At 45.9% G+C, this 13,164-nt stretch carries 7 protein-coding genes; all 7 read right to left on the bottom strand.

Annotated features, from left to right (window positions below; genetic code table 11):
- Positions 1–43 precede the first annotated feature (43 nt).
- The 7 genes from JNN12_10965 to porU all read right to left on the bottom strand — a co-directional run bounded on the left by JNN12_10965 (position 44) and on the right by porU (position 13,126).
- Positions 44–3,358 carry a PD40 domain-containing protein gene (locus tag JNN12_10965; protein ID MBL7978851.1) on the bottom strand — a complete coding sequence of 1,105 codons (3,315 nt, stop codon included), beginning with the start codon at positions 3,356–3,358 and terminating at the stop codon, positions 44–46.
- A complete protein-coding gene (locus tag JNN12_10960) occupies positions 3,358–3,933 on the bottom strand; it encodes a hypothetical protein (GenBank protein MBL7978850.1) in 576 nt (191 codons plus the stop codon). The genes JNN12_10965 and JNN12_10960 overlap by 1 nt, the downstream gene beginning before the upstream one ends.
- 2 nt (positions 3,934–3,935) lie before the next feature.
- The gene (locus tag JNN12_10955) at positions 3,936–4,559 is read right to left on the bottom strand and encodes a hypothetical protein (protein ID MBL7978849.1); all 624 of its coding nucleotides are present in this window, start codon (positions 4,557–4,559) and stop codon (positions 3,936–3,938) included.
- A 129-nt stretch (positions 4,560–4,688) separates the two neighbouring features.
- Positions 4,689–5,273, bottom strand: a complete 585-nt coding sequence (locus JNN12_10950; protein ID MBL7978848.1) for a hypothetical protein — start codon at positions 5,271–5,273, stop codon at positions 4,689–4,691.
- Positions 5,274–5,278: 5 nt separating this feature from the next.
- Positions 5,279–7,870, bottom strand: a complete 2,592-nt coding sequence (locus tag JNN12_10945; GenBank protein MBL7978847.1) for a hypothetical protein — start codon at positions 7,868–7,870, stop codon at positions 5,279–5,281.
- A gap of 89 nt (positions 7,871–7,959) precedes the next feature.
- The gene (gene porV, locus JNN12_10940) at positions 7,960–9,084 is read right to left on the bottom strand and encodes a type IX secretion system outer membrane channel protein PorV (protein MBL7978846.1); all 1,125 of its coding nucleotides are present in this window, start codon (positions 9,082–9,084) and stop codon (positions 7,960–7,962) included.
- 106 nt (positions 9,085–9,190) lie between these two features.
- A complete protein-coding gene (gene porU, locus JNN12_10935) occupies positions 9,191–13,126 on the bottom strand; it encodes a type IX secretion system sortase PorU (protein ID MBL7978845.1) in 3,936 nt (1,311 codons plus the stop codon).
- Positions 13,127–13,164: the final 38 nt, after the last annotated feature.

Here is a 13,164-nt window from a genome sequence, read left to right as displayed (position 1 = left end):
GGAGTAAAAAAAAGAATGTTGATGCAAAAGAAAGACAAGTATTTCATAAGTCGAAGCTAAAAAGGACGCCAAAATGCCAAAGCCATTGCCGCCCATAGGTTACAAATGTATTCCCTTCCACGGTGGTGAGCCGATTTTTGAGTTGATAATCAAATTGGTTGAAGCCGTAGGTCGTACCGACAAAGAGTGCCGTTGGAAATAGGTAAAAAGAACCCAAACTTAACCTTAATTCTGCGCCGGCATCTTTTCGAATTTGGTTCCATGCTGGGCGGTTATCCGACCATCCCATGGCTGCATCTGCATAAACCCGGCCATAGAGCCGATCAGGTGATAGGAAGCCCCATTGATTGGTAAATCGGGAAATAATGGGGAATTGATAGGATACTTGTGCCCATGCTGCTTGGTTTCCACCCACCGCATAGAAGGGGTACCCGCGTGCCCCGATTAAACCTCCTACGTAGTCGTTGAAAAAATCATCCACTTCTTTTCCTACGATCCCACTTACTCGGAGGCGTGCTTCGAGGCCATGTGTAGATCGGTTTATTTTGCCCAACGCAAGGCCATATTTAGTATCAAAGGTTAAGCGATTGATTTTGTAGGACTTATAAATAGGAACCAACGTATTATTTTGAATGTCGTAACGGTCTAATAATTGACCAGGTTGGTGTTCAAACGTGAGTGAGGCTCGGATTCCTTCGGGCAAGAAATGGTCATGCTGGCTTGGTTTTCGGGCCTCAAAAAAACCTTGGACTGTTAGGCCGCGTCCCATAAAGTACCGACTGGAGGATGCGCCAATGGTCTGTTGGTATTCGCGGGAGTAGAAGGATTCGGTTCGAACATTAAAAGGACTAATTTTATAACCAGCGAGTGCCGAAAAATTGCGCGAAAACTTTGAACGGGCATTCAGTGCTACTTCCCAGAGGGTATAAGTGAGGTCTGCATAGCTTTTTTCTGGAAAACAAGCCGTACAAGGGAATTCTTCGATGGTAAGCCCATTTGGAACAATCCGTTGAATATTAAAAACATCTAACGAAAGTTTAGGCCCCCAGGCTTTGGGGAGGAAAGAAACCCCACGGTTGTATTCTAATTGCATTTGTATATCCCGTTCCAATCGTCGGAGGCGGCTTGGAACCAGAAAATCTCGGACGGTTTCGGCCTCTATGGAGGCTGGGGCAACCAAGGCACTGGCATAAAGGTTTACACCTTCCAATACTTCACGAGAAGTCATCATAACCCCAATCTTGGTGGTGCGTAGCAACTCTTCGGTTCCAGAGCGTTGTAGGGTAGCATCTATGGATCGGGCTGGGCTATTGTAATCATCCATGCGAAGGACAGGAATGAACCCAATGCGGCTAAATGTTGGTTCATAGGAAGTGACCTCAGGCGTGCCCGGGACCAAGGCTGGAATCGCACGATCGTTTGCGGCGTTGAGGGTTGCCCAATCGGCATCTTGATAGACTGATTTTTTTGCAAGGGTTGCTGGAGTTTGGTACATTGGTACAGAAACCACTTCGGGTTGTACAATACGGGCAATTTTATAGCCTTCGGCTTCGTATCGGGCAAAAAGGAGTTGCCCAGAAGCATGTACGTCCGGCATAAAAGCTCCGCCCAAGACATTGGTTATAGGAACGGGTTTGGCATTTTTTTCCTTAAGTGAAAGACGATATAGGTTGAAAATACCGCTTGCATCAGACGAAAAGTACAAATCATCTTCCGAAACCCTGACATTTCGGTCATCGTGAGGGGATTCATAAACCTTGGTAAGTGAAGATCCATCCGGTTTGATACGGAAGAGGTCAGGATTTCCTCCTTGGCTCATGGTGAAATAAATCCATTCACCAGACCAGTGGGCATCCAAGACCTGTTCACCGCCCGAAAATTGGGTGACAGGTTGTATGAGGCCCGTTTCCGCACGTCGTATTAGATTGGTCGTTCCGTCTTGTTGCTGGATAAAAACCAATTCAGTGCCATTACTATTCAGGCTGGGGCCGGCTGCACGGAGGTTACGAGTGAGTCGTTTTGTTTTTTTTGAAGCAATATCCAATTCATATAAATCAGAGAATAAATTACCTTGAGCGGTATCCCTCACTTTGGCCAAAACCAGGCGTTTACCATCAGGAAACCAGTCAAAAGCACCGGAGATACCCGCTTGCAATTTGTGTCCATGCGAGCATGTTTGTTCAAAATATCGGTTTTGCAGCCCTTCTACCGGAAAAGCCGTCGTTAGGTTGGTCTCCAAATCCAGGATATAGAGGGCGGTTGCACTAAAATCATATCCCTTATTAGAGAGGTAAGCCACTTTTTTGCCATCGGGCGACCATCGGGGGTGGAAATTGAAAAAGCCACCGTCTTCTATCGTGTGCCCGTCAACCATTTTTTGACGGATCTCGATGGTGGAGGTATCATAAGCCGTTTTCATGGCTGACATCCATTCTGCATGAAGTTTTTTGCCCGGAATACCCGTCGCGGACGCCAATGCTTTTTCCATATTCCAGTGTTTGGCCAATGCTTCCGAAATAAGCCGTAGCACGTCTTCGCCAAATCGGTTGGCCAAGTATTGTGTAAAAGCAAAACCATGATTATAGACACTCTCGCGGCCAAGGCTGTTTTTGGAAAGGAAAGAACCCATCTCGGACAAGGAAAACGCTTTATTCCCTAAAATCTGGGTACGTAGGAGCATGTCGCGGTGGCTGTCCCAGGTTTCATAATGTAAGCCTGAACGCTGAAATTGGGCGGTACCCTCGGCAAACCAAGCCGGATTGTTCATCACAGGGACGGGATAAGAAGCCACAATATTGGGATAGCCATATAAGACATCAGGACGTCGCACTTTTTCGTACCCAAGATATTGAAAAAAGAAAATGGGTGTCTTTCGTGTCGTTCGCATGGTCTTCTGAACCTGCACAATATGTGTAAATTCGTGGGTGATGACATTGCGAAGCCAATGATGATCCCCCCTTAACGGCGATTCGAGGGCGGGCGCCCAAATCTCAATTTTATTGTCGAAAAAATAGGCCGCGCCATTGGAATAATCCTCATAGTCTTTCAGCACAAAATCCACTTTACTGTCTGGTGTGTGTTGGTATAAGTGGGTGATGGGGCCATAGATTTCCTCTGCGATGCGGGCAACTACCGCAGCCGTTCGTGTACTCCCTTTTCCGTTTGCGTCGGTATGGAAATGTATGCGAAAATGCTCGGTTTCTAAGGTGTGCCACCGGAGGCCAGCGCGGTTAAAGGTCTGTTCGGAAGGCCAGTCTTGCGCATGTACAGGGAGACAAAAAGCGCACAAAAGGACAACAATAGTCCAGAAGTTGTCTGGTTTTTTGGAGAGAATGTGGATTAGCCGGATACGGGTCATTAGAATCGTAGTTGTATCGTTGTGCCCGGTACTAATTTTGAACCGGTGGAAAGTAATCGAGGACTTAAACTGAGCCTTTCTCGGCCACGTGGCTGGGGTATTTGTCCATTTTGTAGTTTTCGTGTGGCAGACAAGACATCCCAAAGTGCTAAAACCGTAACAGAAGCTGCGCCAGTCCACCCAATGAAATCGCAAGGGTCATCAAAGTCGCTTGTCGGCTTGTTACAAAGTCCATTTTTTTGGTATCGGTGCGAAAGGGCTAAAGAGGCTGCGCCCACTCCGATACGGCCTACAGTAAATGTTGCAGCAGCACGAAGGTCTTGAACCCTAATTTGTCCAACAGAGGGGCCAATGAGCAAGCCATACAAAGATACGGCCAATCCCATGTTTTCAATTAAATGATGATCCCTTTCATAACCCTTAAATAAAAAGGCGCTTCCAACCCCTGTTGGAACCATTGTATGGATAGCAACTTGGCGCCATAACTGCTTTATTTCAGCCGATTGATTTTGTGAAACAGGTTGCGCCCAGAGTGCTAAGGGATTGAATAAACCGATTATAAAGTATTTCATCATAGTTAAAATCCAATTTGCAGGTTTAGTGCTGGCATGTATTCTCGCATACCCGTCAAAAAATAGGGCTTTTCTATCAGGATAGGTAAGACAGCGATAGCATTGCGTTTGGTGTAGCGCGTGTTAAAAGTTTCCACCGATTTCGTAAGCGTGTATAAGGTGTAACCAATGCCTACTTCATAAATAAGCAATCCAACGATCCCTCTCCTTTGGGATGCTTTTTCTTCATATTTTGTACAGCCGGGTTCCCAGCAAGCAAAAAGGCCTCTAAGCAGTATCCGACCACCTGCATACCGAATACCCGACCCGACGAGGGTGCGCTTCCAGTCTTGTGTGTAAAGGTGGCCTCCAGATGGACCGATAACAAGTCCATAAAAACTGAGTAATAGTGCCTTGTCGGAACGAAGCAATGCCTGTGCAAGTGGCGCAGAAACAAAAGGAATGACTGAATTGGCGATAGACCACCTTAGGGCTGTACGGTAGTTTTTTTTGTCAAAACCATTACTTGTGGTGTCGGTTTGATCTTGATACAACAGCGATTGATTGGGCAAAAGGGGTTTTGCTAAATTAGATACTTGCCCATATAAAAGGGTTGTCAGAAAGGGAATAAGGTAAATAATGACTTTCATTGGGCAGCGTTTTTATTGAGGAAAATAGAAATAAATAACGTGATCCATTGATTACCAAATAATTTATAGGCGATATAGATTTATTACAGTTGAAACAAAAAATTAAATCCTTATTTTGGCAAAATAATTTTAAAAACTAACATACATAGAGATGCCAAGATGAGGCTTTTGCGTATTATCCGGTAAAAGTGCCAACGCCAATTTGACTTTTTGCTCATGACGGAGATTATAAGATATTACAGATTTTGGAGTGGTGGCGAGGCTGTAGGCCAATCCACCGATGTACATGACGCCTCCTATTATCTGTATAAAGGTTTGCCTCGTTTTTTCATGACCCGTACAACCTGACTCAAAACATAGGAAGGCAGTGGAAATGACCATAGCAGTACCTACGAGACGGCTGGCCGAACCAATGCCTACACGCTTCCAATCTCTTGTATAAAGATGCCCGCCGGATGGTCCCACACTCATAGCATATAGAGGAATCCAGATCAGGGCGTCGGAGTCTATTTTTTGGCTCAGCACTTGATAGGCAACAACCGGGAGTGCTGTATTGAGTAAAGAAGCCATATAGGCAGTCGTAAGCTGTTTCTTCGAAGATATCAAGGGTAATGGTTCTGCAATCTGGGCCAATTCTACAACCAGATCGGGATTTTTTTGGGCTTGTATGGGAAAGGTCAAAAAGCAAAGTAAAAAAAAGAGGAAGTACTTCATAGGTATTATTGTTTTACCACTGCAATTTGAATGATTTTATACTCGGTTCTATTGGTACTGCTGGCTTTAACCTTTGCCAAATACACCCCATTTGGAACAGAGGCCGACCAGTTTGTTTCGTATGGTATTTGTGCGGGGATGTTTTTCAAATCAAAAACAGCGATCTTTTGTCCTGCCAAATCGGTGATAAGAATACTTACGTCACAGGTCTCTGTGCAAGCAAGACGCAAGTGTGTAGTGCCTTTTCGGACAGGATTGGGCCAATTATATGTTTCCTTCGAGATAAGCAGTTCTTCAAAAGCGGGGAGTGACATACTTGTAAGTGTGATGGTATTACTGTTTTGTGCATCATAAAACAACTCACCCCATAAAATTGAAGAAATGTATCCTGTATCCCAACGCCAAAATTGGCCGTCTGTTGTACCATTCTTGATATAAATTCCTTCAAGGTCTGCTTTTGGATGATGTGAAAACGTGCCACCCGCAGCAAGGGGAAAATCGGGATGTGGTTTACCGCCTCGGTCTAAATCAAAACCATACAGGTTGCCGTCGGTACCCGCAATAATGACAGTCCCTTTCTGTTGAGCCTTGAACCGAATGACTAATGGTTGGTGGATGGAGGAACTGGGCAGTACAATAGGGAAGCCCTCAGCCATGGCGCCTTCGGTATTGAAACCAAGTAAGTACTTATCTACGGTGGTGAGTGCCACCAGAGATTCTTGGGGGCCAATGTTCGTCAGAATAGGGAATCCATTGATCGTTGTGGTTCCTGACAAGTACTGCGCGGGATCAAACGTTTTTCCGGTTGAATTGTCCTTCATCCAGGTATAACGTTTGGTATCCATCTGGGGCGTTAGCGTCCATGTCTGGCCATTTAGCATGGCTTTTACAGGTGCCGAGGTCAATTGGGTTGTTTTGAGCGAAACGGAATTGGGTAATATCCTGTTCTCCAGATAAGTAGGTACCTTCTTCCGGCTGACCTTAAAGCCCATTTGGGCGCCCGTTGCCGAAAAGTCAAACAGCTGAACCCCTGTCTTGGCGCCGGAATTGGTATTGGTATTGGGGAAAGTGCTTGGACCAAGTTCATTCCTGTATTGACCAATTGGTTTTGCGGCAGCATCAATCACACAATTTACGGGATTGTTCAAAAACCAAAAATCGTCGTAGCTGCCGCGAAGTATATTGTTATCTCCTTCGTCGCTACAAGGGAAAGAGGCGACCCCAATGTCTTGTGCACCGTCTGCTTCCTCCAAATCAACCCCTCGTTGCTGAGCGTCCACATTCACTCGGTTATCCGCCAATTTGGCACGTAAGACCGTTTCGTCTATATGCCAGACCAAAATGCCGCCCATGCGATCATGTCCGGCACGGTCCACACCACCCGGTAAAGCCCAGTCGTAATTGTCCACGCCCACAACCGTTCCACTTGAAATTCCTGACTGATCTGTTCTGGTAAAGGTTTGGTCGTGGTTGGTAAAAACTTGTGTAATAACCTGACCATCCGGTCTCCGAATTTGGAGTCGAATGCCATCCCCTTCTGCATCGCGTTGACGATTTTCAACCAAATAATATTCGGTATGGGACAACGGAATTTTGATGACGTCAGAAGTAGTGGCGGCCCCTGCTTGTTCTAAAACCACTTCTTGCGGCTTCGCGTATTCCGGCAGAAGGAGGCGGGGTTCTGTCCAGCCTACATAGTATTTTACCCATGCAGAAGGTTCGGGCGGAAAAAGGCCATTATAGGCAAAAATACCTTCACCGTCCATCACACAAAAAGAACCGATGGCTGTTTTGCCAGTAACGGTGTCAAACAAATCGGGAACCCCCAAATAGTTTAGAAACGAAGCCGCAAGGAGTCCATTAATCGAAACTTCTACGAGAAAGTTTTTTTGGGCAAAACTATCATATCCCAAACGGGTTTCTGTTTCTGGCAGGATAGCGGTATGGTTCACCTCAAAGCCTTTAAAGCGGATGTTACCGCCGGTTAGTTTGTCGAGGGCTGGCTGGTTGAAAAAAAGAGAAGGTAGGTCTTCCGGTGTTTTTAGCAAGGTGGTGCCAACGAGTTCAATATCGCGTCCGGCGCCTGCATGGAAGAGTAGAAACAGGGTGCGTTTGGGGTCCATCCCTGTGATGTCGAAACTGCTTTGAACATCCGCAAGTTGCCAAGCTTCTTTTACCAGAGCGGCCAATTTTTGTCTTTCGGCCTCCGAGTCGGATGTTTTGCCCGTTGGTGCATAAGCACCCATTTGCTTAGAGACTCGTACAATTTCTGGAATTAGATGTGTCTTAAGGCTGGTTTTTCCATCCGAAACCCTTGCGATATAATTTTCTAAAAACGTTAAATGCGCCTGGAAATAACCTGCATCATGAGGTAGTGGATCTATTTTGGGCACCAATCCCTTCCATAGTTTGTCGGAAAATGTTCCATCACCTGTCGTAAAACGAGTGGTGTCTGGTTGAAATTCGACACGAAGCGCGACCACATGATAAAGGTCTGCAGCCGGATTACGCAAGGTTTGGGCAATAATTTGCTGGGAGGCTCCGAGGCTCCAAAAGCCAAAAATGAGGGGTAAAAAAAGGCGCTTATACAACTTCATGGAGGTCTTAAAAAAAGGGGAACGCACGATGGCACGCTCCCCATAACCATTCGGTTTATCCCAGAGATCATAGAGACCTCTTTATGGGATTATAAATTCAGGATGATGGAGAAACGGGGGGTATCGGAGTTGGGGCCATTTTCCTGTAAAGAAATCACGTAGGAAAAATCAACACCAATAATACTTTGGCGAATTCCCGCGCCAAGTGTAAGGAAGTTCCGGTTTCCGTTATCCGGATGTTCGTAAAAATACCCAGCACGAATGGCGAAGAATTTGCGGTACCAGTATTCCATTCCAGCGGCCCATGTCATTTGGTTCGCAATGCTAAGGGTCTTAAATACTTCCGGCTGCCCTTGTGGTGCAATATTTACAGTGAGGGGCTTCCATGAGCTAAAAATGGCCTTGTAAAATGGATCAGCTTCGAAGTTACCCGTATCTGCGTTCTTTTCGGAATGAACCAACAATTTGGTGGCATCCCCCACCAAGGTAATGGAGTTGTAGTTGTCAATGTCGAAACGGCTGGCTACCCCAAGGCGAATATTGGTCGGGATAGGGTCGCTTTGCCCTTTATCAGAATACTGGATGGTTGGCCCCATATTGGCAAGGTTAAATCCAGCAGAGAGCGAAGTCTTGATGCCGCCCAAATTTATTGGACGTGCTTTGTAGAGTAGTCCCATATCCACACCCGCCGATATCCCGGCCTGTGTCTTCTGGGTTCCGACACTACCACCGCCGCTATCCAGATTGGAATAGATGATACGTGCACCTGTTCCTATCGAAAGACGTTCATTCACCGGAAATCCGAATGAAACCCCAGCAGCGGCATCGTATGAGCGGAAAGTATCAATCAGGTTGTTGGATTCGTCGCGGCGTTCACTTTCACCAAGGTTGAGGAACGTAACATGGGCGCCGAAGGTCCCCAAGCCCTCAACATGATATTTTCCAGTAAGATATTCATAGAACAAATCGCTACTTAGTTTGGGCAACCAGTTTGAGTGGGTCAAACTAAATTCTGTATTTTTTTGGGAGGCTAGTCCGGCAGGGTTCCAAAAAACGGCACTGGAGTTATCGGCTACTGCGCTGCCAGCATTTCCCATTCCAGAAAAACGGGCGTCTGGTTCTATTTGTAAGAAAACGACCGCAGCATTGTTTTGCGCAAAAACACCCGAAGTGTAAAACAAAACGAAGAGTGCGAGCAGGGATTTTCTGATCATAGACAATTAAATGTTTTAAGGATTAAATTTCCAGAACATAAAGATACCAATTTTTTAGTTCTGGTACTAAGCAATAAAGTTCGTGTTTTTAAAGGAGAACACCCCATTAGCGAATAATGGCCATTTTTTCAATCAGTTCCGCAGTTTGCTTGGTGGGGATTTCGCTGGTTTCATCGGTGATTTCTATCTTGGCTTTATAGAGATACACACCCATAGCAGGTGCATCCCCATCTTCATCTTTTCCATCCCATTGGTATTGCAAGGTGCTTCCGGTTAGAACACCGCCGGGTAGGAGTTCGTCTGTGCCAATGGTTCGGATTAAGCGGCCACTGAGCGAGAATATTTTGATTTCTGCTCGGGCGGTACGCCCCGGAATTTGGTTGTGTTCCAGAACAAAACGGGTGGGTCCCATGGTTGGATTCGGATAATTGGCCAGATTCCGAATTTCCAGCTGTTGCTCATCGGCCACCACAAAGTCTAAAGTTGCCAAACTAGAGTTGTTAGAGACATCCCATGCCTTCAATGTGAGGGTGTGTGTGCCGGGAGCCAATTCGGGTAAGGCATAAGACACCATTCCGCGCTGGTAAGAATTTTCATTTCCTACAAAGAACTCACTCAGGTTGCGGGCATTTTGTTCATCTCCATTGATCACCAGCAGTAACTCATGGCCAATTCCTGTCCCAACGGTATTGAGGCCATTTTCGTCGAATAATTTGGCAATCAATCGTGGTTTTTTATGGGTGATACCACCGGAAACAAACGTGGTGTCATTCAAAAAAAGCTGAACTTCCGGCCCTTTTAAGTCTTTGATCGGATTTGTGGCTGTGCCGCCAATTACGATACGTAAGCTATGTCCAATTGCGTCTGTTTGTGCTCCAGCCGCATACAACGAAATACGTCCATTGGTATTGCTATACGATATGTCTTTGGGAGCGACAAAAGTAAGGGTATATTCTCCATTTTTAACACTTGCGCGTCCTCTGAAAATAAGATCGCGGTAAACTTTATATTGTCCACCTGGTAAATATTGTGCGTCTCGGAGCGTAACTTGGCGCGGTGCATCATACACCATTAGGTCCACTTTACCGGAGAAATCAGTGGCCCGTTGACCGTTTTGTTGTACAACTTCACCTTTTACTACCACTTTATCTAAGGCTTTAATCTGGAGGTTATCGGTAAGCGGTTTTTCATTAATTGTTGAAACAACGGTTTTAAGGGTGGGCAACCCTACACGCATCGTAGGGTCCCCAAATAAATTGAATTTCCGGTTATTATCTTGCGAGCCCGCTGTTGTATTTTTGGTTTTGCGTAAGACATCTCCAAAGCGTTGGGGGAGGCCATTCGGTTCGCGGGTTACCATCTGAATCGTCAGTTGTCGGTTCAGTCCAGGGTTGAGGGAATCTAAGGAACTTGTAGTGTACACAGGACGCACGGTTGTAAAGACTGCAATTGCTCCTCCGTCTGCATTTAGAAATGCAACCTCGGCGCCACTTTGTTTATCGGCGTAGTCCCAGTGTCCGAAAGAACATGTAGCCGTCACAATGATCGGTAAAGTATCAAGGTTGGCCAATTCATTGAGGTCCTCTAGCAAAACCAATTTTTCATCCGCCAAGGCTTCATAACCCCCGTGCCCACTGTAATTCCATACCAAAGTTCCCTCGTTAAAGGCGCGGAAAATTTCGTCTTTAGCCTCCGGTACGCGTCGTCCGTTTACGGTTGTAACAGGATTATAAGACATGGCATAAATTTTATGTAGGTTAAAGTCTGGTGCTATGTCTTCCAACATCCGAGCAATCATATCGGCATTCTGGGTGTGTAAATCTGATTCAGGCTGGCGAGACCCGGCAATTTCATCATCTGCAATAAAGGTAAAACGGGTTCTCCATGCGCCTAGATTTTTTGGGTTTTCATAATGCTTTATTTTTTGGATCACCCCTGCTGCTTGTGCTGTACTTTGTACCACAAACCGACCAATACCAATATCCATTCTTTCAAAAGAAGAACTTGAATCAAAAAGCCATCGCCATTCGCCTTCTTGATCATCTAATAGTCCAAAATAATCATCAGAAGTGAACGATGTTATTTCATCGAATGATTCATCCGTTTGGTACACTGGAATCCAATTTTTAAGCGTATTGGTAGTACCATTAATGTTGCGGTAATCAAAATGTCCATCTCCAAAAAGCAAGACATATTTAAAAACGTCTTGGGTATCTTTGTCGTACAAAAACTTGAAGTAGTCGCGCATCGCCCGCATGTCCATTACGCCACCTGAAAACTCGTTTATTATTTGGTGAATTTCTACCACTTCGGTAGTAATTCCTTGGCTCCGACGGTATTGGGCCAGGTTTTCGGCTTGACTTTTAAATTCGGTTGGGGTGACTATTACAAAAGCTGGAATGGTGGTTATACCATGCAGGTTTTGGTTGGCAACGGCACTTCCGGTTGCAGGTTTTTTGTAGGTGATGGCTGTGGGTACAAAAGCCACCAGTTCCCTTGGCGTGTCGGCAATATTCATCCTAACCAAATATTTGCCACCGGATTCCGAGACGGGCAATTGGCGGGTATCTTTACCGTCTGTAATATCCCAAACAGTGGGCGTGGAAGCAAAACCGGACAAAGCAAAAATTATTTCTCCTTTTTCCCCTGTTGGGGTGGCAAAGCGGAGGTACTGGTTGGCTGCAACCAGGTCTTGCGGATAAAATGCCGCAATCCAATCCATCCAAAACCGGGGATCATTGTCTGTTTTCGCTAATCGAAATTGAATGGTTTGTTTACTTCCTGTAACAGCAGTATGGGTGAAGGAGAAAGACTCCTCAGACGCTTTAACTCCTAAACTTTGGTTTAAGTCCACAATTCTACTGGTAAATTGGTGGAGGGTGTTGTTGCCCGAAATTACTGAAACTTGCGCACCTGGATTTGCGCGCGCTGCAATTCGGGCACGGTATTGTACGGTTCCACTTGCGAGGCCATCAAAGACCTGATCCACAACGGTAACGCTACCGCCGCCCAGTACTTCTTGCCCTAACCAGTCTAAACCCGATCCAGAGTCGCCGCCAATGTTTATCTTGTCTTCTTCTTTGAACCACCGACCAGTTGTTTGGGTGAGGGTAACCGGATTGTTCTGGTTGGGTGCAAGGGCTGCCTTTACAAGAGTGGGAGCGGTCTCATCCACACGGATGAAGTAAATGTTTTCATTGCTAAAATCGTGCGAAAAGTGCTCCCAAAGGTTTTGATCGGCATTGTAAATCCAGCCTTTGGGCCCATTTCCATAAAAGACAAGGCCATCAGACAAGACGGATACGGATATAGGCGTAAGGTCTCCGGGCCTTGGGTCGCAATTTTTGGCTGGTAACATCTTACCCCCATTCCCATATATTTGTACTTTGGTCCAGTCTATGGTTCCCGTTACGCCCAAGCCTTGTAAATAAGCGGCATCAATTTTATAAAGTCCTTCTTCGGTGACGGGAAAGCGGAACCAGCGCCCTTGTGCGAGCACACTTTTGGTTGTTGCCACATGGGCGTTGCTACAAGTTTCCTTTTTGGATAAGACATCGTTTTTGCCGAAGCGCACCGTAATAAGGTACTCGGTGTAGCGGTATAAAAGCCCCTGTTCCTTGTCGTAGGAAAGAAGATTGGCCGTGAGGGTGGCCGTAGGTTTTTTTCTTTCGATCCCCAGTTGTCCAATACTGGCCAAATCGTTTACATAGCCTTCAAATAAGGTTTTGTGTGCAATATTTTGTACCGATATGGTTTCAAAGCGCGTTCCCGAAACCTCTATGGTAGGGAGAGCGTGTGTGGGCAAGGATATTTGTTCGGAAACAATCGCCCAGCCATCGGTAAGCGCTATAAGGATTTGTTCGGCCGTTTTTGCCTTCAGGTTTTCTGGATTTACTTCGCTTTTCCAAGAGGTATGAATCCGGAAGATGGCCTGATTTGCATCTTGAGACAAGCGCTCAATGTGGGCTTGCTGGCCGTATAATGCACTGGCCAATGTTGCAATAAGTTGCAATCCGAAAAGAGAAAAAAACCGACTTAACATGGAAAATTACGTTTACGTTTGCCGATAGTCCGAACACC

The sequence above is a fragment of the Bacteroidetes Order II. bacterium genome, from assembly GCA_016788705.1.
Taxonomy (GTDB): Bacteria; Bacteroidota; Rhodothermia; order Rhodothermales; family UBA2364; genus UBA2364.
This window is presented reverse-complemented; position numbering and strand designations above follow the sequence as displayed.